Below are 21,985 nucleotides of genomic sequence, written 5' to 3' on the forward strand. Positions count from 1 at the left end.
CGGTTGGCGGGGGTGGCACCGGAATCGACATCACGGGGGTGAGGCGGACGGCGGTTGTTGCGGTGCGCAAGGCAGGAATTAACGGGATATTCAGTGCCTGTCAAATGGTTGCAACAGGAAAAAACGTTGCAGCAGCAACCATTTAGCGGCAGAGGGCAGCGGCGGGAGGTGGGGCCCGGGGGCTGCGCGGGGCCGACGAGGGAGAGAGTTGGCCTGCCGCCGCGCATCCCGGGGCGCGTCAAGTATTCGTTAACGCTAGAATTACGTCGCAGGAACAGTGCTCACCAGCACATTCCATCCGGTTATATGGACCCCTCCCCCGATGATCTCCCTTCGTAATTTCGCCTTGCGCCGCGGCGAGCGGCTGCTGTTGTCCAATGTCGACCTGACCCTGCACGCCGGTTACCGGGTGGGCGTGGTCGGCCGCAACGGTGCTGGCAAGTCCAGCCTGTTCGCGGCGGTGAAGGGCGAGCTGGAGGCCGACAAGGGTGACGTCGACCTGCCCGGCAAGGTCCGTATCGCCAGCGTGGCCCAGGAAACCCCGTCGCTGCCGGACCCGGCGCTGAGCTTTGTGCTGGGCGGGGATACCGATGTGGCTGCGGTGCTGGCTGAAGAGGCTGAAGCAACCGCGCGCGAAGATTGGGAGGCGGTGGCCAACGCGCACACGAAGATGGCCGAGATGGGGGCCTACGACGCCGAAGCGCGCGCCGGCAAGCTGCTGCACGGCCTCGGTTTCCCGGCCGAGACCCACCACCGCGCGGTGTCCTCGTTCTCCGGCGGCTGGCGCGTACGCCTGAACCTGGCCCGCGCGCTGATGATGCCCAGCGACCTGTTGCTGCTGGACGAACCGACCAACCACCTGGACCTGGACGCGGTGTACTGGCTGGAGCAGTGGCTGCTGAAGTACCCCGGCACCCTGCTGTTGATCTCGCATGACCGCGAGTTCCTCGACAACGTGGCCACCCACACCCTGCACCTGCACGGCGGCGGCGCCAAGCTCTACCCGGGCGGTTATACCGATTTCGAGCGCCAGCGCGCCGAACAGCTGCGCCAGCAGCAGATCGCGCACGAGAAGGAACAGGCCGAGCGCGCCCACCTGCAGAGCTTCATCGACCGCTTCAAGGCACAGGCCAGCAAGGCCGCGCAGGCGCAGAGCCGCATGAAGCGCCTGGCCAAGCTGGCCGGCACCGAAGCAGTGCGCGCCGAGCGCGAGTTCCGCATCGAGTTCGCGCCGCCGGCCAAGCTGCCGTTCTCGCTGATCCGCCTGAACCATGTCGAGGCCGGCTACGGCAAGGATGCAGTGATCCTGCACAACGTCGGCTTTGGTCTGGAAGCGGGCCAGCGCATTGGCCTGCTCGGCCCGAACGGTGCCGGCAAGACCACCCTGGTGAAGACCCTGGTGGGCGAGCTGGCGCCGATCGTCGGCGAGCGCATGGCGCACCCGGACCTGAAGATCGGCTACTTCGCCCAGCACACGGTGGAGTCGCTGCACGAAGGCCAGTCGCCGATGGAGCACTTCCGCGAGATCGCCCCGGACGCACCGAACCAGTCGTTCCGCGACTTCCTCGGCAAGTGGAACTTCCCGGGTGACCGCGCGTTCGAGCCGGTCGATGGCTTCTCCGGTGGCGAGCGCGCACGCCTGGCGCTGGCGCTGATCGCCTGGCAGCAGCCGAACGTGCTGCTGCTGGACGAACCGACCAACCACCTTGACCTGGAAATGCGCGAAGCGCTGGCCGAAGCATTGGCCACCTTCGAAGGCGCGATCGTGATGGTCTCGCACGACCGCCATCTGATCGGCCTGGTCTGCGATACCTACTGGCGCGTGGCCGATGGCGTGGTCGAGCCGTTCGATGGCGACCTGGATGCCTACGCCGCGTGGCTGCGTACCCGCCCGCAGGCGCAGGGCACCAAGGCGCGCATGGAACAGGTGGAAGAGCCGGTGGTGGTCAAGACCGCCCCGGTGGCGCAGGTGGTGCAGAAGAAGCCGGTGAACCCGCACAAGCTGGCCGCCGCTGAAGCCAAGGTGGCCGAGCTGGAAGGTGCCCTGGCCGAGCTGGACCGCCAGCTGGCCGACCCGGCCAACTACGCCGATGCCACGCGCATGGCCGTGCTTGGCCGCGATCGCGAAACCGCCGCCGCGCAGCTGGAAAAGGCCGAAGCCGCCTGGATGGAACTGCTCGAGTCCTGACCGGTAGTGCCGGCCGCTGGCCGGCAGCGCGATGCGCCCACAACGATCAAGGGATTGCCGGCCAGCGGCCGGCACTGCCTACCCGCCCTGTGCCTGCAGCCATTCGCGAAAGCGCCTGGCCGGCTCACGTTCGGCACGCGATCGCAGCCGCGTCAGCCAGTAGCGCCCCAGCTCCAGCGTGGTGCTGAACGGCTGCAGCAGGCGACCCTCGGCCAGTTCCTGCTCGAACATGCGCAGCGGCAGCAAGGCCACACCGGCGCCACCGGCGGCCGCCATCGCGACCGTCAACGAGGAATCGAATACCGGCCCGCGCGCTTCCACGCCGCTGACCCCGGCCGCCTGCAGCCAGCGCGGCCATTCGTCGCTGCGGTAGGAACGAAGCAGCGGCAGCGTGCCCAGGTCGCGTGGCTGTTTCAGGCGCCGCGCCAGCGCCGGTGCGCACAGCGGTGCAAACGGCGCGTCGAGGATCGCCGTGCACGCCTGGCCCTGCCAGTCGCCATCACCAAAGCGGATCGCCAGGTCCAGCCCTTCTCCGGCCAGGTCGATGCGGTTGTTGTGGGTCTGCAGGCGCAGCTCGATGTCCGGGTGCGCTGCCTCGAACGCGGCCAACCGTGGCAGCAGCCAGCCGGTGGCGAAGGTGCCGACCACGCCCAGGGTCAGCACTTCACGCGCAGGTCCGCCGGTGTAACGCGCGATGCTGGCGGAGATGCGCTCGAACGATTCGTTGAGCACCGGATACAGGGCCGCGCCTTCATCGGTGAGCGCCACGCCGCGCGGGAGGCGATGGAACAGGCGGATGCCGAGCCGGTCCTCCAGCCCACGGATCTGGTGGCTCAGTGCGGCCTGGCTGACACACAGCTCCAGCGCGGCACGGGTGAAGTTCTGGTGGCGGGCGGCGGCCTCGAAGGCGCGCAGCGCGTTCAGTGGCAGGGTAGGGTGCAACATCGCGCAGTCGTGAGCTGGAATGATGGATGATCCTAACGCTTCAACGAGACATTTCGGAAAATTAAGGGGTTGAATGCGTCAGGCATTAATTGAACTAATGTCTCTCGCAGATTTTTTGCGCTGGTCGCCCCCGATCAAGGCTTCAATAATCGAGCAGTCCCCCAGGAGAACCCGCATGCTCGCCCGTCGCCGATTCCTGCAGTTCAGTGCTGCCGCCGTGGCTTCCTCGCTTGCCTTGCCGCTGCTGGCACGTGCAGCGGGCAAGGCCACCGCCAACGCACCCACCGATGCCGCCATCACCGCCGCCAGTGATTTCGCCGCGCTGGAAAAGGCCTGCGCCGGACGCCTCGGCGTGACCCTGCTGGACACTGCCAGCGGTCGCCGCATCGGTCATCGCCAGGACGAGCGCTTCCCGATGTGCAGCACCTTCAAGAGCATGCTGGCGGCCACCGTGCTCAGCCAGGCCGAACGCATGCCGGCATTGCTGGACAGGCGCGTGCCGGTGGGCGAGGCCGATCTGCTCTCGCATGCACCGGTCACCCGCCGCCACGCCGGCAAGGACATGACCGTGCGCGATCTGTGCCGTGCCACGATCATCACCAGCGACAACACCGCCGCCAACCTGCTGTTCGGCGTGGTCGGTGGCCCGCCCGCAGTGACCGCGTTCCTGCGCGCCAGCGGCGACACGGTGAGCCGCAGTGACCGCCTGGAGCCGGAGCTGAACAGCTTTGCCAAGGGCGACCCGCGCGACACCACCACGCCGGCGGCGATGGCCGCGACCCTGCAGCGCGTGGTGTTGGGCGAGGTACTGCAACCGGCTTCGCGGCAGCAGCTGGCCGACTGGCTGATCGACAACGAAACCGGCGACGCCTGCCTGCGCGCGGGCCTGGGCAAGCGCTGGCGCGTGGGTGACAAGACCGGCAGCAATGGTGAAGACGCGCGCAACGACATCGCCGTGCTGTGGCCCGTAGCCGGGGGCGCCCCGTGGGTGTTGACGGCTTATCTGCAGGCAGGTGCGATCAGCTACGAGCAACGCGCTAGCGTGCTGGCACAGGTGGGGCGGATTGCCGACCGGTTGATCGGATGAGGTAACCGGGGTCATTCAAACGTGGCTTGCCGGATCGGTTCGGCGCGCGCATCCTGCGCGCGTTCGAACCACACGGAAGTCCCCCATGAGCCATGAACTGATCTACCTGCTGCTGATCTTCGCGCTGCTGGTGATCCCGCGCGCGCTGCAGCGTTTCAGCCTGCCCGCGCCGCTGACCTGCCTGCTGTTCGGCATCATCGGCATGCTCTGGCTGGGCGACCAGGCCCATGATGCGGTGATCGGCCTGCTGGCCACGCTGGGCATTTCCTCGCTGTTCCTGTTCGCCGGCCTGGAAGTGGACCTGCAGGCGCTGCGCCGTGGCATGTGGCCGCTGCTGGCGCACCTGGTGATCCGTACCGGCACGCTGTTCGGCGTGGGCTGGCTGGCCTGGCGTTATGCGGGGCTGCCGTGGCAGGCCGCCGGCCTGCTGGCGCTGGCGCTGCTGACGCCGTCCACGGGCTTCATCATGGACTCGCTGTCGCGGCTGGGCCTCAGCGAAGACGAGCGGTTCTGGGTGACCAGCAAGGCCATCGCCGGTGAACTGCTGGCGCTGGCGGCGTTGTTCATCGTGCTGCAGGCCGGTGATCCAGGGCACATGGCGTTGTCCAGCCTGGCACTGCTGGCGATGATGATCGGCCTGCCGCTGCTGTTCATCGCGCTGGGCCGCTGGGTGGCACCGCACGCGCCGGGCTCGGAATTCTCGCTGCTGGTGATGGTCGGCATGGTGGCGGCCTACATCACCTACCTGCTGGGCGTGTACTACCTGGTTGGCGCGTTCATCGCCGGCCTGGTCGCGCGCCTGCTGCACCAGCGCATGCCGCTGCTGGCCTCGCACGAGAACCTGCACGCGCTGCGCCTGTTCGCCTCGTTCTTCGTGCCGTTCTACTTCTTCAACGCCGGCACCAAGGTGCCCGCCGAAGCGCTGAGCTTCGAGGCGCTGGGGCTGGGCATCGTGATCACCCTGGTGGTGCTGCCGCTGCGCATCGGCGTGGTCTGGCTGCAGCGCCGGGTGATGTTCGGCGAGAGCTTCCGCAGCAGCTTGCGGGTCTCGCTGGCGCTGGCACCGACGCTGATCTTCACCCTGGTGCTGGCGGCGATCATGCGTGAGCGCTTCCAGATTCCGGCGGTGCTGTTCGGTGCGCTGCTGCTGTACGCGGCGCTGACCACGCTGCTGCCGTCGCTGGTGTTCCGTACACCGTTTGACGTTGATCCGGTGGAGCAGGAGCCGGCCGGCGAGGGCGAGGCCGCACCGGTGGCGGCGACCGAAGCACTGCCGGCAGCACCGTCTGCCGAGCGCTGAGCGGGACTGGCGCGCGGTTTGCGCCCATCGTCCATGGCCGTTAGGGTTGGGGCATGAGACCGATTGCCGTTGCCACTACCGCCGCCCTCCTGCTCAGCCTCGCTGCGTGCACGCAGCGCTCCGATACAGTCGCTCATGACCTGGCGACCGCACCGGCCGATGCGTTCATGGCCGCCGTCGCCGCACATTGCGGCCAGGCCTACGTCGGCAAGGTGGTGGAGGACACGCCTGCACCGACCTCCAAGGATCCGTTCGCCGGGCAGCGCCTGGTCATGCATGTGCGCGGCTGCGCCGACCCGGCGCACGAGCTGCGCATCCCGTTCCATGTCGGTGATGACCACTCGCGGACCTGGGTGCTGACCCGCACGCCGAACGGGCTGCGGCTGAAGCACGACCATCGCCACGAAGACGGCAGCCCCGACGCGATCACCCTGTACGGTGGCGACAGCACGCCGCCGGGCACCGCCGAGCGCCAGCAGTTCCCGGCCGATGCCGATTCGGTGGCGATGTTCCGCCGTGCCGACATGCTGGCTTCCACGCACAACACCTGGGCGATGGAGATCGATCCGGACCAGACGTTCGTCTACGAACTGACGCGCCCGGATGGCCGCCGCTTCCGCGTGCAGTTCGACCTGAGCAAGCCGGTCGACCTGCCGCCTGCACCGTGGGGCGACGACACAGCACCCGCGCCGTGATCCCGGGGTCGGATCCCTCCTGCGGAGGGCTCTGACCCCAACCCTGCACTCATCGCGTGCCGAAGCGCGCCCGGCAGCCGTTGCTCACCCACACCTGGCCACGCGAATAGCCCCAGCTGCGGCCTTCCTGGCAGGCGCTGCCCGACAGCTGCTGCTGCAGCACCGGCCGGCCCTGGCGCTCGTCCCAGTCGCAGGTCTGCGAGCGGTTGTTGTTGCTGCTGCAGGTGATCGAATAGTTGCTGTTGCCGCCTCCCCAGCCACCGCCACCACCGCCCCAGCCGCGGGCTTCGGCGAACTCCGCGCGGCAGCCGCTGCTGACCCACACCGCGCCGTTGCGCACGCCCCAGGTGCGGCCTTCGTCGCAAGGGCTGCCGGACAACTGGCGGACCAGGCGGGCATTGCGCCAGCCGACCGGGCAGCTGCGCTCGCGGTTGTTCTGGCTTTCGCAGCGGATGGTCTCGCCGGGCCGACCGTTGTTGCCTCCCCAGCCACCGCCATTGCCGCCGCCCCAGCCACCACGGGCCTCGACGAACTCGGCGCGGCAACCATTGGTGACCCAGATGCTGCCATTGCGGCTGCCCCAGGAGCGCCCTTCCTCGCAGGGGCTGCCAGACAACTGACGGACCAGCTGCGCGCCGCGCCAGCCGGTGTTGCAGACCCGTTCGCGGTTGCTCTGGCTTTCGCAGCGGATCACCCCGTTCTGCGCAGAGGCGGACGGGGCGGGCAGGGCAAGGGTGCCCAGCGCACCCAGGCTGAGGGTCACGGCCAGGCTGGCCAGGGACAGCGGTTTCATGTCGGCATCCCATACGGTGGCAGGTGCCCGACTATAGGGAGGGGGACGATCAAGCCGGTGTGACTGGCCGGATTTGCCCCAGCCGGGGCCTCGGCCGCAGAATACGAGGCTTTCCGGCCCCCATCCGGTGCCGGCGTTCTCCAGCGGAGCTTCCCCCCATGCGTACCCACTTCTGCGGCCTGGTCGACGAGACCCTGATTGGCCAGACTGTCACCCTCGCCGGCTGGACCGACGTGGCCCGTAACCAGGGCGGCGTCTGCTTCATCGATCTCCGCGATCATGAAGGCATCGTGCAGGTGACGGTGGAGGTCGACAATGCCGAAGTGTTCGCGGTGGCCGCGTCGTTGGGCTACGAGGATGTGCTGCAGGTGGAAGGCGTCGTGCGTGCCCGCCACGCGGTGAACGACAAGATGCGCACCGGCAAGGTGGAAGTGATCGCCACCGCCATCACCGTGCTGAACAAGGCTGCGCCGCTGCCGTTCCACGCCCACGAGAACCCGGGCGAGGAAACCCGCCTGAAGTACCGCTACCTGGACCTGCGCCGCCCGGAAATGCAGCGCATGCAGCGCACCCGCATCAAGCTGGTGCAGGCGCTGCGCCGCCACCTGGACGAAAAGGGCTTCCAGGACATCGAAACCCCGATCCTGACCAAGGCCACCCCGGAAGGCGCACGCGACTTCCTGGTGCCGGCGCGCATGCACCCAGGCGAGTTCTACGCACTGCCGCAGAGCCCGCAGCTGTTCAAGCAGATCCTGATGGTGGCCGGCTTCGACCGCTACTACCAGATCGCGCGCTGCTTCCGCGACGAGGCCCTGCGTGCCGATCGCCAGCTGGAGTTCACCCAGCTGGACATGGAATTCGCCTTCGTCCGCGAGCGCGACGTGCAGGATTTCGTCGAGGACATGATCCGCGCCATCTTCAAGGAAGTGGTGGACGTGCAGCTGGACGCCAGCTTCCCGCGCATGACCTGGGCCGAGGCCATGCGCCGCTACGGCTCGGACAAGCCGGACCTGCGCATCGCGCTGGAGCTGGTGGACGTGGCCGAACTGGTCAAGGACAGCGAGTTCCCGGTGTTCACCGGCCCGGCCAATGATGCCGAGGGCCGCGTTGCCGCGCTGCGCATCCCGGGCGGTGCGTCGCTGTCGCGCAAGCAGATCGACGAATACGCCGCGCATGCCGCCAAGTACGGCGCCAAGGGCCTGGCCTACATCAAGATCGCCGACAACGGCGAAATCAGCTCGCCGATCCAGAAGTTCTTCAGCGAAGCGTCGTTCGCCGCGCTGGTCGCCCACGTCGGCGCCGGCAACGGCGATATCGTGTTCTTCGGTGCCGGCGGCTACAACAAGGTCTCCGACTTCATGGGCGCGCTGCGCCTGAAGGCCGGCAAGGACTTCGGCATGGTCGCCGACGGCTGGGCGCCGCTGTGGGTCACCGACTTCCCGATGTTCGAGTGGGACGAGGAAGAACAGCGCTACGTCGCCCTGCATCACCCCTTCACCGCACCGGCCGTGGACGACATCGCCGACCTGCGCGCCAATGCCCGTACCGCCGTTTCGCGCGGCTACGACATGGTGCTCAACGGCAATGAGATCGGTGGCGGTTCGATCCGTATCCACCGTCCGGACATGCAGAGCGCGGTGTTCGAGCTGCTGGGCATCGGTGCCGAAGAAGCCCGTGCCAAGTTCGGCTTCCTGCTCGACGCGCTGAACTACGGCGCGCCGCCGCACGGCGGCATCGCCTTCGGCATCGACCGCATCGCCGCGCTGATGGCCGGCACCGAGTCGATCCGCGACGTCATCCCGTTCCCGAAGACCACTGGTGCACAGGATCTGATGACCGACGCGCCGTCGCCGATCGTCGACGCGCAGCTGGCCGAAGTGCACATCCAGGTTCGCCCCAAGACCAACTGATCAGGAGATCCAGGCAATGACCGAGTTTGCGTTTTCGCTGGAGTGGGAAAAGCTGGGCAATGAAGGCTCCGAGGCCAACCTGGTCACCGAGCGTGCACGCGTGTTCGGCGGTTGGCTGGTCCGCGTCGGTACCAACCCGGCCGCGATGGCCCTGACCTTCGTCGCCGACGGCGAAGGCCGTTGGGATGGAGAAGACTTCGGCGTCGAAGATTACGAGGACGACGAAGAGGAAGAGTACGACGAGGACGAGGAAGGCGAAGAAGACGAGGACGAAGAGGAATACGAGGAAGAGGACGAGGAAGACGAAGAAGCGGAATCGTCGGAAAAGGCTTGACCGCCCCTTCGCGCTGACGTCAACTTGCTGCATGTATTCCATCCGCCGCGCCACCGTGGACGACGCGCCGACCCTGTCGGCGCTGGCCGCCCGCACGTTCACCGAAACCTTCGGCCATCTGTATCCGCCGCAGGACCTGCAGGCCTTCCTTGAGGAGGCCTACACGGTCGAGCGCCAGCGCGTGATCCTGGCCCACCCGGATTACGCGGTGTGGCTGCTGGAGCTGGACGGGGAGGCGGTCGGCCATGCCGCTGCCGGCCCCTGTGGCCTGCCGCACCCGGACGTGAAGCCCGGTGACGGCGAACTCAAGCGCCTGTACCTGATCAAGACGCAGCAAAGCTGCGGCTGGGGCAGCCGCCTGCTGGAAACCGCGCTGGCCTGGCTGGAACACGAGGGCCCGCGCACCCTGTGGTTGGGCGTGTGGTCGGAGAACTTCGGCGCACAGCGCTTCTATGCCCGCTACGGGTTCGAGAAGGCCGGCGAATACCTGTTCCCGGTGGGCGACACGAACGATCTCGAATTCATCCTGCGCCGCGCACCGCGCGCGGCCTGATGTTCACTGCCGCTTGCTGCGCGCGCGTGTTCAATCACCGTACGTTCCTGCCCCGCTGACCGCCAGGCTGTTTGCATGACTCCCCCCGTATTGCTGTTGCATGGCATCTGGAATGCCCGCGCCTGGGTCGGGCCGCTGGCCTGGCGCCTGCGCGCGCGCGGCTTCCAGGTGCACGCGTTTGGTTATTCCTCGGTGTTCGGTGGCCCGGACGTGGCCGTGCCGCAGCTGCTGGAGCGGCTGGCCGATGCCGGCCCACTGTCGCTGGTCGGCCACAGCCTGGGCGGACTGCTGGCGCTGGAAGCGCTGCGGCGCAATCCGCAGCTGCCGGTGCAGCGCGTGGTCTGCCTGGGCTCGCCGCTGCGCGGCAGTGGCACCGCGCGCTCGTTGTCCGATCATGGCTGGGGCCTGGCGCTGGGCCGCAGCAGCGAGCTGCTGCTGGATGGCCTGCCGGACTGGCAGGGCAAGGCCGAGGTTGGGCTGATCGCCGGCTCAGTGCCGCATGGGCTGGGCAGCCTGCTGGGCGCGATGGACGACGCCTCCGATGGCACCGTGGCCCTGGCCGAGACCCGCCTGCCGGGCCTGGCCGATCATTGCGTGGTGCGCACCAGCCACAGCGGCCTGGTCGTGTCGCCGGATGCCGCGCGGCAGACCGCGCATTTCCTGCGCCACGGCCAGTTTGACCACAGCCGCGACGCCGCCGCCGCGTAATCTGGTAGGGGCGACCGCCTTGGCTCGGTGGGTGCGGACCGTCCTGCCTTGGTGGGTGCGAACCGTTGGTTCGCACGCTCTTCGCCGGGCCATGCGCGACGGCATCTCCGCCCTAGACACGGTTGCCGCCCCCGATCAGGTAGAATCCGCGCCTTGATCCTGAAGCAGCCAGACGGTAGCACCCATGGGTAGAGGCCCCTCCATCGAAGCCCGCAAGAACGCGTCCGACGCGAAGCGCGGCAAGATTTTCACCAAGATCATCCGCGAGATCGGCGTTGCCGCGCGCGGCGGTGGAGGCGACCCCAACAACAACCCGCGCCTGCGCGTGGCGATGGACAAGGGCCTGTCCGTGAACATGTCCAAGGACGTGATCGAACGCGCCATCAAGAAGGCCACCGGTGAACTGGAAGGCGTCGATTACGAGGAAATCCGCTACGAGGGCTACGCCCCGGGTGGCGTGGCCGTGATCGTCGACTGCCTGACCGACAACCGCGTGCGCACCGTGGCCGATGTCCGCCATGCGTTCAGCAAGTGCGGCGGCAACATGGGCACCGAAGGCTCGGTGGCCTTCATGTTCAAGCGCTTGGGCGTGCTCAGCTTCGCCCCGGGCGCCGACGAGGAAGCCATCACCGAGGCGGCCATCGAGGCCGGCGCCGATGACATCGTGGTCTATCCGGACGACGGCTCGATCGATGTGGTCACCAGTCCTGACGCGTTCAACGCGGTCAAGGATGCCATGACCGCTGCGGGCCATGTCGCCGACCATGCCGAGATCACCTTCCGCGCCGACAACGACATCAAGGTCGAAGGCGACGTCGCCCTGCAGGTCAAGAAGCTGCTGGACATGCTGGAAGACCTGGACGACGTGCAGGACGTGTACTCCAACGCCGAACTCGGCGCCGACGCCTACGCCTGAGCCGTCTTCGACGGCCTGGGCGCGGGCCGTTGAATGGTCACCGCGGACAGTCATGAGCCCATACGCCTGCCAGCGCATCCCGTTCCGCCCCGCCAGGAGTGCAGCATGACCCGCATCCTCGGCATCGACCCCGGTTCGCAGCGGACCGGGGTCGGCATCATTGATGTCGATGCCACCGGCCGCGTCAGCTACGTGCACCACCAGCCGCTGGTGCTGCTGGGCGCTGACGACTTCCCGCAGCGCATGAAGCTGCTGGTGCTGGGCCTGGCCGACCTGTGCCGCGAGTATGAGCCGCAGGAAGTGGCCATCGAACGCGTGTTCATGGCCCGCAACCCCGATTCGGCATTGAAGCTGGGCCAGGCCCGTGGCGCGGCGATCTCGGCGGTGGTGCTGCGCGACCTGCCGGTGCACGAATATGCTGCCAGCGAGATCAAGCTGGCGGTCGTCGGGCGCGGTGGCGCCGAAAAGCAACAGGTTCAACACATGGTCGGGCTCATGCTCAACCTGAAAATCAAGCTGCAGGCCGACGCGGCCGACGCGTTGGCGGTGGCGATCACCCATGCCCACGTAAGGGCGACGGCCAACCGCCTGGGGCTCAGTGCCCGCCAGGCATGGGGCCGCAAATGAGGAGCTGCACGCAATGATCGGTCGACTGCGCGGCATCGTCGCCTACAAGGCGCCGCCGTGGCTGGTGGTGGACGTGAACGGAGTGGGCTACGAACTGGAGGCGCCGATGAGCACCTTCTACGACCTGCCCGAGCTCGGCCGCGAGGTCACCCTGTATACCCACTACTCGCAGAAGGAAGACAGCGTCTCGCTGTACGGCTTCCTGCGCGAGGGCGAGCGGCGCCTGTTCCGCGACGTGCAGAAGGTCAGCGGCATCGGCGCGAAGATCGCGCTGGCCGTGCTGTCCGGCGTCACCGTCGAGGAGTTCGCGCGCATGGTCCAGGCCGGTGACATCACCGCGCTGACCCGCATTCCGGGCATCGGCAAGAAGACCGCCGAGCGCATGGTGCTGGAGCTGCGTGACCGCGCGGCCCAGTTCGGTGCCGGCGGCGCGCTGCCCACCGGCAGCGGCCCGGCCCCGGCCGATCCGCTGTCCGACGCCACCGTGGCCCTGCAGCAGCTGGGCTACAAGCCGGCCGAAGCCGCGCGCATGGCCCGTGATGCCTTCAATGAAGGCGACGAAGTGGCCACCGTGATCCGCAAGGCGCTGCAGTCGGCGCTGCGTTGATCCGCCTTCCTTTCCTTCAACAAACCGCCTGAGCTTCGCCAGGAGTCCCATGTCCAGCAGTCAAACCCCGCACGCAGCCGCCCCCGGCGGCCATGGCCACGCCCCCTCCGCTGGAGGACTGGCGCTGGTCATCGGTGCGATCGGCGTGGTCTTCGGCGATATCGGTACCAGCCCGCTGTACACCCTGAAGGAGGCGTTCTCGCCGCACTACGGGCTCAACAGCGACCACGATACCGTGCTGGGCGTGCTGTCGCTGGCGTTCTGGGCGCTGAACCTGGTGGTGACGCTGAAGTACGTCACCATCATCATGCGCGCCGACAATGATGGCGAGGGCGGCATCATGGCGCTGATGGCGTTGACCCAGCGCACGCTGCGCAACGGCTCGCGCTCGGCTTATGTGGTGGGCATCCTCGGCATCTTCGGCGCCTCGCTGTTCTTCGGCGACGGCGTGATCACCCCGGCCATGTCCGTGCTCAGTGCGGTCGAAGGCCTGGAGGTGGCCGCGCCCGGACTGCATGTCTTCATCGTGCCGGTCACCCTGGTGGTGCTGCTGGCAGTGTTCGCCGCGCAACGCTTCGGTACCGAGAAGATCGGCAAGGCGTTCGGCCCGATCATGGCGATCTGGTTCGTATCGCTGGCGGCGATCGGCATCTACAACATTGTCGATGCGCCCGAGGTGCTGAAGGCCTTCAACCCGTGGTGGGGCATCCGCTTCTTCATGGAGCACGGCTGGCACGGCATCTTCATTCTCGGTGCAGTGGTGCTGGCGGTGACCGGCGGCGAAGCGCTGTATGCGGACATGGGCCACTTCGGCCTGCGCCCGATCCGCCACGCCTGGTACTTCTTCGTGCTGCCGTGCCTGGTGCTGAACTACCTGGGGCAGGGCGCACTGGTGCTCAACCACCCCGAGGCCCTGAAGAACCCGTTCTTCGAGGCGGTGCCCTCGTGGGCGCTGTACCCGATGATCATCCTGGCCACCATGGCGGCGGTGATCGCCTCGCAGTCGGTCATCACCGGCGCGTTCTCGGTCTCGCGCCAGGCCATGCAGCTGGGCTACATCCCGCGCATGCGCATCAAGCACACCTCGCACGACACCATCGGCCAGATCTACATCCCGGGCATCAACTGGGGCATCGCGGTGATGGTGTTCGGCCTGGTGCTGGCGTTCCGCAGCTCGTCCAACCTGGCCGTGGCCTACGGCATCTCGGTGTCGGCCACGATGCTGATCGACACCCTGCTGCTGGCCGTGGTGGCACGTTCGCTGTGGCCGAAGTCGCGTGGCTGGCTGCTGCCGCTGTGCGTGGTGTTCTTCATCATCGACCTCGGCTTCGTCATCGCCAACGGCGCCAAGCTGCTGCAGGGCGCCTGGTTCCCGGTGGTGCTGGGCATCTTCCTGTTCACCATGATGCGCACCTGGCGGCGTGGCCGCGAGCTGCTGCGTGATGAGATCCGCAAGGACGGCATCCGCCTGGACACCTTCCTGCCGGGCCTGATGCTGGCACCGCCGGTACGCGTACCGGGCACCGCGGTGTTCCTCACCGCCGACCCGACCGTGGCCCCGCACGCGCTGATGCACAACCTCAAGCACAACAAGGTGCTGCACGAGCGCAACGTGTTCCTGCACGTGGAAACCCTGCCCATTCCCTATGCGATGGAAGGGCAGCGGCTGAAGATCGAGTCGGTGGGCGACGAGTTCTACCGGGTCTATGTGCGCTTCGGTTTCATGGAAACCCCGGACGTACCGCTGGCGCTGATGCGCTCGTGTGACCACGGTGGCATCTACTTCGACCCGATGGACACCACCTTCTTCGCCAGCCGCGAAACCATTGTGGCCACCGCCAACCGCGGCATGCCGATCTGGCGCGACAAGCTGTTCGCGCTGATGCATCGGAATGCCGCGCCCGCGACCGGCTTCTTCCGGATTCCGGGCAACCGCCTGGTCGAACTCGGCGCGCAGGTGGAGATTTAATCTCCGCCTGCGCTACGCCCCACACGCATTCCACCTCATCCCCCGCCTATCGGCGCGCCCCCTTGAAACGCAGGCGCCGTTGGCGCCGGCGTTCCGCGCATTCCACCTTATCCCCCCGCCTATCGGCGCGCCCCCTTGAACAACAAGGGGGCTCCGCTTGCGGAGGCACCGCGCGCCAGAAGCTGAGCCAACTCTCCCCCTCTGTTCCATCCACGCATGGCGTGGATCTGCCGTGTCGACCAAGGTCGACACCCACAAGAGCAGGCACAGGCCACGCCATCCAGACAGATCGCAGGAAACTGTCGAAGGCGGGGTGGGTCCGGTTGCGGGGGCGTGAGCCGCATGGATGCGGCGACCGAGCTTACATGGACGTACTTGCAGCGTCCCCCGCAACCGGACCCACCCCGCCATCCCCCAGGAAGCCAGCTTTGGCTGTTGCTCCGGCAGTTGCTGTTGCAGTTGCCTCTGCGGGCGCCGGGCGCAGCCCGCCCGAAACCCGCACTTTTGCCGCATAATCAGCACATGACCGACGACCGCATCATCGGCGCCGGCGCCACCCGCGAGGATGACGCCGCCGACGCCAGCATCCGCCCCAAGCGCCTTGCCGACTACCTCGGCCAGGTGCCGGTGCGCGAGCAGATGGAAATCTACATCCAGGCGGCCAAGGGGCGTGGCGACGCGCTCGACCACGTACTGATCTTCGGGCCGCCGGGCCTGGGCAAGACCACCCTCAGCCATGTCATTGCCAACGAACTGGGCGTGGCCCTGCGCGTGACCTCCGGCCCGGTGATCGAAAAGGCCGGCGACCTGGCTGCGCTGCTGACCAACCTGCAGCCGCACGACGTGCTGTTCATCGACGAGATCCATCGCCTGTCGCCGGTGGTCGAGGAAGTGCTGTACCCGGCGATGGAAGATTTCCAGATCGACATCATGATCGGCGAGGGCCCCGCCGCCCGCTCGATCAAGATCGACCTGCCGCCGTTCACCCTGATCGGCGCCACCACCCGCGCCGGCCTGCTGACCGCGCCGCTGCGCGACCGCTTCGGCATCGTCCAGCGCCTGGAGTTCTACAGCGTCGAGGAACTGACCCGTATCGTGCGCCGCTCCGCCAGCATCCTCGGCATCGACTGCACCGCCGATGGGGCAGGGGAGATCGCGCGCCGCGCGCGTGGTACCCCGCGTATCGCCAACCGCCTGCTCCGACGCGTGCGCGACTATGCGCAGGTCAAGGCCGGTGGCCACATCGACGAGCCCGTGGCCCAGGCCGCGATGAAGATGCTCAAGGTCGACCCGGAAGGCTTCGACGAGCTTGACCGGCGCCTGCTGAAAACGATGGTGGACTACTTCGACGGAGGCCCGGTCGGCATCGAATCGCTGGCCGCGGCGCTGTCCGAAGAGCGTGGCACCCTGGAAGACGTGGTCGAGCCGTACCTGATCCAGCAGGGCTTCCTGGTGCGTACCGCGCGTGGCCGCATGGCCACCCACAAGGCCTACCGGCACATGGGTCTGAAGCCGAAGAACCCGCCGCAGGACCTGTTCGCGGAGGTTCCCGATGTCGGTTGAGCCACTATTCAGTTGGCCGACACGCATTTACTGGGAAGATACCGACGCTGGCGGCGTGGTCTACCACGCCCGCTACGTGGCCTTCATGGAACGGGCCCGGACCGAATGGATGCGTTCGCTCGGCTACGGCCAGGAGCGCATGCGCGCCGAGCACGGGATGGTCTTCGCGGTGCGCTCGATGCAGATGGATTTCATCAGGCCGGCACGGCTGGATGACACCCTGCAGGTGAGCGCCCGTTTGGTCCAGCTGAAGAAGGCCAGCATGGTCTTCGACCAGCAGATCCTGCGCGACGGCGAATTGCTGCTGTCGGCCCAGGTCCGCATCGCCGCACTGGACGCGGCCAGTTTCCGCCCGCGTGGCATGGACGAGGCCGTCCTTGCCGTGCTGCAACCCCACCTCCACCCCGAATCCGAACACTGAGGAACAACGGATGATCGCAACGCTCCTGGCCCTGCAGGCCACGGTCACCGAGGCACTGCCGGCCGACGTCAGCAACGCCGCGACACAGACCCTTGCCCAGGCCACCACCGGCGGCGGCATCAACTACCTCGAACTGATGGCCAAGGCAAGCCTGCCGGTGAAGATCATCGTGCTGCTGCTGCTGGTCGGCTCGTTCGTCAGCTGGGTGATCATTTTCCGCAAGGCCCGCGTGTTCAAGCAGGCCACCCGCGAAGCCGACGAGTTCGAGAACCGCTTCTGGTCCGGCGCGGACCTGGGCAAGCTGTACAGCGCGGCCACCGACCGCAGCCGCAGCGTGACCGGCCTGGAAGCCATCTTCGAAGCAGGGTTCCGCGAATACACCCGCCTGCGTGACAAGCGCCGCCTGGATGGCCGCGCCCAGCTGGAAGGCGCGCAGCGTGCGATGCGCACCACCTATACCCGCGAAGTGGACCAGCTCGAGCGCAACCTGGAACTGCTGGCCAACATCGGTTCGACCGCGCCGTACGTGGGCCTGGTCGGCACCGTGTTCGGCATCATGGTGACCATGCACGACATGATCAGCAGTGGTGCGCAGGCTGGCATCGCCGCCGTCGCGCCGGGCATCTCCGAGGCACTGTTCGCTACCGCCATCGGCCTGTTCGTGGCGATCCCGGCGGTGTGGGCCTACAACCGCTTCACCACGCGCGTTGAGCGCATGTCGGTGCGGTTCGAGACCTTTGCCGAAGAGTTCAGCTCCATCCTGCAGCGCCAGAGCGCTGGCGACGAGTAAGCGCCTGACCCGGGAGTCCAAGCCATGTCCGCTGCCATCGGTCGCCGCAAGCGCCGCAAGCTGAAATCGGAAATCAACGTCGTTCCCTACATCGACGTCATGCTGGTGCTGCTGATCATCTTCATGGTCACCGCGCCGCTGCTCACCCTGAGCTTCGACGTCGACCTGCCGCAGTCCAACGCCAAGGCGCTGGAGAGCAAGCAGGACCCGGTGATCGTCTCGGTGCGGCAGGACGGCCAGCTCAGCCTGAAGCTGCCCGATGCCAAGGAACCGACCGCCGTGTCGGCCGAGGAACTGGAAGGCCGCCTGGCCGGCATCGCCGCCCAGGACAAGGGCGTGCGCGTGATCGTCGCCGCCGACCGTGCCGTGGCCTATGAAAAGGTCATCGCCGCGATGGATGTGATCAAGCGCGCCAAGGTAGACAAGGTAGGCCTGGCCACCGATGCACGCTGACGCCCTGCCACCCCCGCATCAGCGCGAACCCGGCTGGGGCCTGCCCCTGGCATTGGCGTTGCTGGTGCACCTGCTGGTCGCGCTGGTCTTCATCGTGGCCTGGTTCTGGTCGCCCGAGCGCAACACCGACGCCGCCGCCGGTGATCCGTCGGTCGAGGCCAGCCTGGCGCTGTCCGCGTCGGAGGCTTCCGCTGCGCGCCAGGCCCTGCGCCAGTCGGAAAAGCTGGAAGACCTGCCGCCGCCGGTGGCCGAGCCCATCCCGGTGCCGGAAGACACCATTCCGCCGCCGCAGCCGATCCCGGAACCGCGCCCGCAGGACGCGCCCACGCCGCAGCAGCAACAGGCGCAGGAGCGTGTCGCGCAGCCGGATACCAAGGACCAGGAAGCGGTGAGTGCGCTGGCCATCTCCCAGGAGAAGGCCAAGCAGGAACAGGAAGCCAAGCGCCGACAGGAACAGATCGACCTGACCGAACGCAAGCGCCAGGAAGAAGCCGAGCAGAAGCTGCGCCTGGCCAAGCAGCAGGAAGCGGACGAGAAGAAGAAGCAGGCCGAGCAGGAGCGCGTGGCCGCTGACAAGGCCGAGGCCGAGAAGCAGAAGAAGATCGCCGAGATCCGTGCCCGCCGCGAGCAGGCCGAGAAGGAAGCCAAGCTGGCCGAGCAGAAGCTGCGCCAGGTGGCCGCCGCGCGCAATGCCGCCGGCAGTGCCGCTGCCGGTTCCAGTGGTGCCTCGCAGCCGGCCGCCGGTGGCGGTGGCAACAGCGACGACCTTTCGGCCAAGTACGCAGCCGCCATCCAGGCCAAGGTGCTGTCGCAGTGGGTGCGCCCGGATACGGTGCCGTTGGGCCAGCGCTGCCAGATCACCATCACCCAGATTCCGGGTGGTACGGTGATGCAGGCCAAGGTCAGCCCGAACTGCCCGTACGACGAGGCCGGCAAGCGCTCGATCGAGGCCGCCGTGCTCAACGCGCAGCCGCTGCCGTACCGCGGCTTCGAGTCGGTGTTCGCACGCACGCTCAACTTCACCTTCACCGCCCAGGATCGCTGAGGCGGGCAGGGCAGGGTGGCTCTCCGCTGCCCGCGTCCACGGATGTCGCGCTTGCCTCTGGCAGGCCAGGTCTCGGCCGGGCAGGCTGTGGGCTGCTGTCGGACACCGCCCCGCAGGGCGGCGTGACGGGGCACATGGGCGCGATGTTAGCCACGACGTTAACGGTGCGTGAGAGGACGGGCTGGAACTGACCCGGAATTCACGTACCCTTGGTTCATGATTGCGAAGCGGTTCACTGCCGCTTTGTTATCCCTCGTTCCGGTTTCCCCCTATTGAGCGCTCCATGAAAAAGATGCCTCGCTGGCTTGCCGTGTTTGCGGCCCTGTTGCTGCCCTTTGCTGCCGTCGCGCAGCAGAAGGGGCTGGATATCGACATCATCGGCGGCAATGCTTCCGCGCTGCCGATCACCATCGTGCCGATGCCTTACCAGGGGTCGTCGGCTGCACCGCAGACCGACGTCGCCGGCGTGGTCCGTGCCGACCTGGAGCGTTCGGGCCAGTTCCGTACGCTGCCCGAAGCGCAGATCGTCGAGAAGCCGGTGCGCGGCGGCGACATCCAGTTCGCCACCTGGCGCGCGCTGAAGCAGAACTACATCGTGGTCGGCCGCGTGCTCGACGCCGGTGCCGGCGCCTACCGCGTCGAGTACGAACTGTTCGACGTACCCAAGGGCGAGCGCCTGCTGGGCCTGGCGATGACCGCCCGTGGCAACGCCATGCGCGACGTTGCCCACCAGATGGCCGACGCCATCTACGAAAAGATCACCGGTGTGCGCGGCGCCTTCTGGACCCGCATCGCCTACGTGACCGCCAGCGGCAAGGGCGACGCCATGCGCTACGCGCTGATGGTGGCCGACTCCGATGGCTTCAATCCGCAGACCATCGTGCGTTCGGCCGAGCCGCTGCTGTCGCCGTCGTGGAGCCCGGATGGCAGCAAGCTGGCCTACGTCAGCTTCGAGCGTGGCAATTCGGCCATCTACATCCAGAACATCGGTACCGGCGCGCGTGAGCTCGTCACCAGCTTCCGCGGCATCAACAGCGCCCCGGCGTTCTCGCCGGACGGCCGCAAGCTGGCCCTGACCCTGTCGCGTTCGGGCAACCCGGAAATCTACGTGATGGACCTGGGCAGCAAGCAGCTGACCCAGCTGACCAACCACTTCGCCATCGATACCGAGCCGACCTGGGCGCCGGACGGTAGCGCGGTGTACTTCACCTCCGACCGCGGCGGCCGTCCGCAGGTCTACAAGGTCGGCGCGGGCGGCGGCAGCGCCGAGCGCGTGACCTTCCAGGGCAACTACAATGCCAAGCCCTCGGTGTCCTACGACGGCAAGAAGATCGCCGTCGCCCAGGGCTCGGGCAACAGCTACAAGATCGCGATGATGGACAGCTCGCTGGGTTCGCCGCGCTGGAGCACGCTGTCCCCGGGCTCGCTGGATGAATCGCCGAGCTTTGCGCCCAACGCGAGCATGGTGTTGTACGCCGCCCGCGAAGGTGGCCGTGGTGTGTTGTATGCCGTCTCGGCCGATGCGCGGGTTCGCCAGCGCCTGGTCCTGGCCGATGGTGATGTGCGCGAGCCGGCATGGTCCCCATACCGTACCCAGCGCTAAAAGAGTGTTAATATTTTCGTTGTCTTGAACCCCTCATCGGCCTAGGAGCCACAAAGGTATCGCCATGAACAAGTCCACCCGCGTTCTGCTTGTTTCCCTGCTGTCTGTGGCCGTCCTGGCCGGTTGCTCGAAGAAGGTGAAGGAAGAGCCGGCAGCCCCGGTCGACACCGGCACCTCGACCACCACCCCGACCGGTCCGTCGACCTCGGGCCTGTACGGCCCGGGCGACCTGGATACCGACGCTTGCCTGCGCCAGCGCGTTGTCTACTTCGACCTGGACAAGGAAGACGTGAAGCCGGAATTCCAGGCCATCATGGCGTGCCACGCCAAGTACCTGCGTGACCGTCCGTCCTCGCGCATCACCCTGCAGGGTCACACCGACGAGCGCGGTTCGCGCGCGTACAACCAGGCCCTGGGTGAGCGTCGTGGCAACGGCGTCAACTCGGCCCTGCAGGCCAACGGTGGCTCGGCTTCGCAGCTGACCGTCGTTTCCTACGGTGAAGAGCGTCCGGTCTGCACCGAGTCGAACGAGTCCTGCTGGTCGCAGAACCGTCGCGTCGAAATCGTCTACACCGCGCAGTAATCCATGCGCATTGGCATCAAACTGATGCTGGTCGTTGCGGCAGCCCTCGTGGCTGCCGCACCGGCGCATGCACAGCGACAGAGCCTGGCTGACCGTGTCGGCGCGCTCGAGCAGCAGATGTACAACAACAGTGCCAACCAGGACCTGTTGAACCAGATCAACCAGCTGCGGCAGCAGGTCACCAGCCTGCAGGCCTCGATCGAGCAGTTGCAGCACGACAACGCCCAGCTCAAGCAGTCCGCCCAGGACCAGTACCTGGATCTGGACAGCCGCCTGAACCGGTTGGAAGGGGGCAATGCGGCCCCGGCCCTGCCGCCCGTTCCGGCGAGCGCGCCGAAGGCCGCACCGGCCCCGGCAAAACCCGCAGCGGCGGCCACTTCCGAGCGGCCGCCTTCCGTCCATGGTGATGCCGGCAGCCTTGCCGCCACCGGCGACGAGCGCACCTCCTACAACGTCGCCTTCGACTCGCTGAAGGCCGGCAAGTACGATGATTCGGCGCAGCTTTTCCTGAGCTTCCTGCAGCTGTATCCGAACGGCGTCTACGCGCCGAACGCGCTGTACTGGTTGGGCGAGAGCTACTACGCCACCCGCAATTTCCCGATGGCCGAGACCCAGTTCCGTGAACTGCTCGCGCGCTATCCGACCCACGACAAGGCCGCTGGCGGCCTGCTCAAGGTTGGCCTCTCGCAGTATGGCGAGGGCAAGGTCGACCAGGCCCAGCAGACGCTGGAGAGCGTCGTGGCGCAGTACCCGGGCTCGGACGCCGCGCGCACCGCCCAGGATCGGCTGCAGTCCATCCGCCTCGGCAAGCAGATCCGTTGATCCGCTGACCGGGCGTACAATGCGTACCCTGGCGCCGGGCTGATTTCCGGCAGCCTCCTGTAGAGCCGAGCCC

The 21,985-nt window shown here is 67.3% G+C and carries 22 protein-coding genes; 20 read left to right on the plus strand and 2 right to left on the minus strand.

The features are described 5' to 3' along the window. Nucleotides 1-322: 322 nt before the first annotated feature. Nucleotides 323-2,188: an ABC-F family ATP-binding cassette domain-containing protein gene (locus AC5P9N_RS17055; RefSeq protein WP_005414284.1), complete on the plus strand. Its 1,866-nt coding sequence runs from the start codon at nucleotides 323-325 to the stop codon at nucleotides 2,186-2,188. A gap of 78 nt (nucleotides 2,189-2,266) precedes the next feature. Here the strand turns inward: AC5P9N_RS17055 and ampR are convergent, their stop codons facing one another. Next, nucleotides 2,267-3,133, minus strand: coding sequence for a LysR family transcriptional regulator AmpR (gene ampR, locus AC5P9N_RS17060; RefSeq protein ID WP_005410767.1), 867 nt, complete (start codon nucleotides 3,131-3,133; stop codon nucleotides 2,267-2,269). 175 nt (nucleotides 3,134-3,308) lie between these two features. On the opposite strand from ampR, the gene blaL2 reads away from it, so the two are divergent. From blaL2 to AC5P9N_RS17075, 3 genes are all read left to right on the plus strand, one after another. Then, nucleotides 3,309-4,220 carry a L2 family extended-spectrum class A beta-lactamase gene (gene blaL2, locus AC5P9N_RS17065; RefSeq protein WP_012481073.1) on the plus strand — a complete coding sequence of 304 codons (912 nt, stop codon included), beginning with the start codon at nucleotides 3,309-3,311 and terminating at the stop codon, nucleotides 4,218-4,220. An 85-nt stretch (nucleotides 4,221-4,305) separates the two neighbouring features. Further along, nucleotides 4,306-5,520 (plus strand): cation:proton antiporter, encoded by a 1,215-nt coding sequence (locus tag AC5P9N_RS17070; protein WP_005410765.1) that lies wholly within the window; start codon nucleotides 4,306-4,308, stop codon nucleotides 5,518-5,520. Between the two features lie 53 nt (nucleotides 5,521-5,573). Then, complete coding sequence (locus AC5P9N_RS17075; RefSeq protein WP_043035113.1) at nucleotides 5,574-6,215, plus strand: hypothetical protein; 642 nt, start codon at nucleotides 5,574-5,576, stop codon at nucleotides 6,213-6,215. 49 nt (nucleotides 6,216-6,264) lie between these two features. Here AC5P9N_RS17075 and AC5P9N_RS17080 read toward each other — a convergent pair whose 3' ends face one another. After that, nucleotides 6,265-7,008, minus strand: a complete 744-nt coding sequence (locus tag AC5P9N_RS17080; protein ID WP_043035112.1) for a DUF3011 domain-containing protein — start codon at nucleotides 7,006-7,008, stop codon at nucleotides 6,265-6,267. A gap of 158 nt (nucleotides 7,009-7,166) precedes the next feature. On the opposite strand from AC5P9N_RS17080, the gene aspS reads away from it, so the two are divergent. The 16 genes from aspS to ybgF all read left to right on the plus strand — a co-directional run bounded on the left by aspS (nucleotide 7,167) and on the right by ybgF (nucleotide 21,912). Continuing rightward, on the plus strand, nucleotides 7,167-8,918 hold the full coding sequence (aspS, locus tag AC5P9N_RS17085) for an aspartate--tRNA ligase (protein ID WP_043035111.1): 1,752 nt from the start codon (nucleotides 7,167-7,169) through the stop codon (nucleotides 8,916-8,918). Between the two features lie 16 nt (nucleotides 8,919-8,934). Beyond that, entirely contained in the window at nucleotides 8,935-9,252 is a 318-nt protein-coding gene (locus AC5P9N_RS17090; protein WP_005410761.1) for a hypothetical protein, read from the plus strand. A 31-nt stretch (nucleotides 9,253-9,283) separates the two neighbouring features. Then, nucleotides 9,284-9,805 (plus strand): GNAT family N-acetyltransferase, encoded by a 522-nt coding sequence (locus AC5P9N_RS17095; RefSeq protein ID WP_005410760.1) that lies wholly within the window; start codon nucleotides 9,284-9,286, stop codon nucleotides 9,803-9,805. Between the two features lie 75 nt (nucleotides 9,806-9,880). Beyond that, nucleotides 9,881-10,513, plus strand: a complete 633-nt coding sequence (locus AC5P9N_RS17100) for an esterase/lipase family protein (protein ID WP_043035110.1) — start codon at nucleotides 9,881-9,883, stop codon at nucleotides 10,511-10,513. A gap of 184 nt (nucleotides 10,514-10,697) precedes the next feature. After that, on the plus strand, nucleotides 10,698-11,429 hold the full coding sequence (locus AC5P9N_RS17105) for a YebC/PmpR family DNA-binding transcriptional regulator (RefSeq protein ID WP_099484109.1): 732 nt from the start codon (nucleotides 10,698-10,700) through the stop codon (nucleotides 11,427-11,429). Nucleotides 11,430-11,534: 105 nt separating this feature from the next. Beyond that, a complete protein-coding gene (gene ruvC, locus AC5P9N_RS17110) occupies nucleotides 11,535-12,056 on the plus strand; it encodes a crossover junction endodeoxyribonuclease RuvC (protein WP_005410757.1) in 522 nt (173 codons plus the stop codon). A gap of 13 nt (nucleotides 12,057-12,069) precedes the next feature. Then, nucleotides 12,070-12,663: a Holliday junction branch migration protein RuvA gene (ruvA, locus tag AC5P9N_RS17115; protein WP_005410756.1), complete on the plus strand. Its 594-nt coding sequence runs from the start codon at nucleotides 12,070-12,072 to the stop codon at nucleotides 12,661-12,663. Between the two features lie 49 nt (nucleotides 12,664-12,712). Then, nucleotides 12,713-14,632 (plus strand): potassium transporter Kup, encoded by a 1,920-nt coding sequence (locus AC5P9N_RS17120; protein ID WP_005410755.1) that lies wholly within the window; start codon nucleotides 12,713-12,715, stop codon nucleotides 14,630-14,632. Nucleotides 14,633-15,154: 522 nt separating this feature from the next. Continuing rightward, on the plus strand, nucleotides 15,155-16,195 hold the full coding sequence (ruvB, locus tag AC5P9N_RS17125; protein WP_005410754.1) for a Holliday junction branch migration DNA helicase RuvB: 1,041 nt from the start codon (nucleotides 15,155-15,157) through the stop codon (nucleotides 16,193-16,195). Continuing rightward, a complete protein-coding gene (gene ybgC, locus AC5P9N_RS17130; RefSeq protein WP_062605806.1) occupies nucleotides 16,185-16,616 on the plus strand; it encodes a tol-pal system-associated acyl-CoA thioesterase in 432 nt (143 codons plus the stop codon). The genes ruvB and ybgC overlap by 11 nt, the downstream gene beginning before the upstream one ends. Nucleotides 16,617-16,626: 10 nt before the next feature. Next, nucleotides 16,627-17,406 carry a protein TolQ gene (gene tolQ, locus AC5P9N_RS17135; RefSeq protein ID WP_005410752.1) on the plus strand — a complete coding sequence of 260 codons (780 nt, stop codon included), beginning with the start codon at nucleotides 16,627-16,629 and terminating at the stop codon, nucleotides 17,404-17,406. 24 nt (nucleotides 17,407-17,430) lie between these two features. Further along, nucleotides 17,431-17,859 (plus strand): protein TolR, encoded by a 429-nt coding sequence (gene tolR / locus AC5P9N_RS17140; RefSeq protein WP_005410751.1) that lies wholly within the window; start codon nucleotides 17,431-17,433, stop codon nucleotides 17,857-17,859. After that, nucleotides 17,849-18,904: a cell envelope integrity protein TolA gene (gene tolA / locus AC5P9N_RS17145; RefSeq protein ID WP_005410750.1), complete on the plus strand. Its 1,056-nt coding sequence runs from the start codon at nucleotides 17,849-17,851 to the stop codon at nucleotides 18,902-18,904. The genes tolR and tolA overlap by 11 nt, the downstream gene beginning before the upstream one ends. Nucleotides 18,905-19,187: 283 nt before the next feature. Further along, nucleotides 19,188-20,507, plus strand: coding sequence for a Tol-Pal system beta propeller repeat protein TolB (gene tolB / locus AC5P9N_RS17150; RefSeq protein ID WP_005418511.1), 1,320 nt, complete (start codon nucleotides 19,188-19,190; stop codon nucleotides 20,505-20,507). Between the two features lie 64 nt (nucleotides 20,508-20,571). Further along, complete coding sequence (pal, locus tag AC5P9N_RS17155) at nucleotides 20,572-21,090, plus strand: peptidoglycan-associated lipoprotein Pal (protein WP_005410748.1); 519 nt, start codon at nucleotides 20,572-20,574, stop codon at nucleotides 21,088-21,090. Nucleotides 21,091-21,093: 3 nt separating this feature from the next. Then, nucleotides 21,094-21,912, plus strand: coding sequence for a tol-pal system protein YbgF (gene ybgF / locus AC5P9N_RS17160; protein WP_005414274.1), 819 nt, complete (start codon nucleotides 21,094-21,096; stop codon nucleotides 21,910-21,912). Nucleotides 21,913-21,985: the final 73 nt, after the last annotated feature.

The sequence above is a fragment of the Stenotrophomonas sp. YJH_SMC_6 genome (genome assembly GCF_059371335.1).

Excerpts from the sequence above, each read along its gene's own strand:
- AC5P9N_RS17055 (WP_005414284.1), top strand. The coding sequence starts at position 323 with ATGATCTCCCTTCGTAATTTCGCCTTGCGCCGCGGCGAGCGGCTGCTG.
- ampR (WP_005410767.1), bottom strand. The coding sequence starts at position 3,133 with ATGTTGCACCCTACCCTGCCACTGAACGCGCTGCGCGCCTTCGAGGCC.
- blaL2 (WP_012481073.1), top strand. The coding sequence starts at position 3,309 with ATGCTCGCCCGTCGCCGATTCCTGCAGTTCAGTGCTGCCGCCGTGGCT.
- AC5P9N_RS17070 (WP_005410765.1), top strand. The coding sequence starts at position 4,306 with ATGAGCCATGAACTGATCTACCTGCTGCTGATCTTCGCGCTGCTGGTG.
- AC5P9N_RS17075 (WP_043035113.1), top strand. The coding sequence starts at position 5,574 with ATGAGACCGATTGCCGTTGCCACTACCGCCGCCCTCCTGCTCAGCCTC.
- AC5P9N_RS17080 (WP_043035112.1), bottom strand. The coding sequence starts at position 7,008 with ATGAAACCGCTGTCCCTGGCCAGCCTGGCCGTGACCCTCAGCCTGGGT.
- aspS (WP_043035111.1), top strand. The coding sequence starts at position 7,167 with ATGCGTACCCACTTCTGCGGCCTGGTCGACGAGACCCTGATTGGCCAG.
- AC5P9N_RS17090 (WP_005410761.1), top strand. The coding sequence starts at position 8,935 with ATGACCGAGTTTGCGTTTTCGCTGGAGTGGGAAAAGCTGGGCAATGAA.
- AC5P9N_RS17095 (WP_005410760.1), top strand. The coding sequence starts at position 9,284 with ATGTATTCCATCCGCCGCGCCACCGTGGACGACGCGCCGACCCTGTCG.
- AC5P9N_RS17100 (WP_043035110.1), top strand. The coding sequence starts at position 9,881 with ATGACTCCCCCCGTATTGCTGTTGCATGGCATCTGGAATGCCCGCGCC.
- AC5P9N_RS17105 (WP_099484109.1), top strand. The coding sequence starts at position 10,698 with ATGGGTAGAGGCCCCTCCATCGAAGCCCGCAAGAACGCGTCCGACGCG.
- ruvC (WP_005410757.1), top strand. The coding sequence starts at position 11,535 with ATGACCCGCATCCTCGGCATCGACCCCGGTTCGCAGCGGACCGGGGTC.
- ruvA (WP_005410756.1), top strand. The coding sequence starts at position 12,070 with ATGATCGGTCGACTGCGCGGCATCGTCGCCTACAAGGCGCCGCCGTGG.
- AC5P9N_RS17120 (WP_005410755.1), top strand. The coding sequence starts at position 12,713 with ATGTCCAGCAGTCAAACCCCGCACGCAGCCGCCCCCGGCGGCCATGGC.
- ruvB (WP_005410754.1), top strand. The coding sequence starts at position 15,155 with ATGACCGACGACCGCATCATCGGCGCCGGCGCCACCCGCGAGGATGAC.
- ybgC (WP_062605806.1), top strand. The coding sequence starts at position 16,185 with ATGTCGGTTGAGCCACTATTCAGTTGGCCGACACGCATTTACTGGGAA.
- tolQ (WP_005410752.1), top strand. The coding sequence starts at position 16,627 with ATGATCGCAACGCTCCTGGCCCTGCAGGCCACGGTCACCGAGGCACTG.
- tolR (WP_005410751.1), top strand. The coding sequence starts at position 17,431 with ATGTCCGCTGCCATCGGTCGCCGCAAGCGCCGCAAGCTGAAATCGGAA.
- tolA (WP_005410750.1), top strand. The coding sequence starts at position 17,849 with ATGCACGCTGACGCCCTGCCACCCCCGCATCAGCGCGAACCCGGCTGG.
- tolB (WP_005418511.1), top strand. The coding sequence starts at position 19,188 with ATGAAAAAGATGCCTCGCTGGCTTGCCGTGTTTGCGGCCCTGTTGCTG.
- pal (WP_005410748.1), top strand. The coding sequence starts at position 20,572 with ATGAACAAGTCCACCCGCGTTCTGCTTGTTTCCCTGCTGTCTGTGGCC.
- ybgF (WP_005414274.1), top strand. The coding sequence starts at position 21,094 with ATGCGCATTGGCATCAAACTGATGCTGGTCGTTGCGGCAGCCCTCGTG.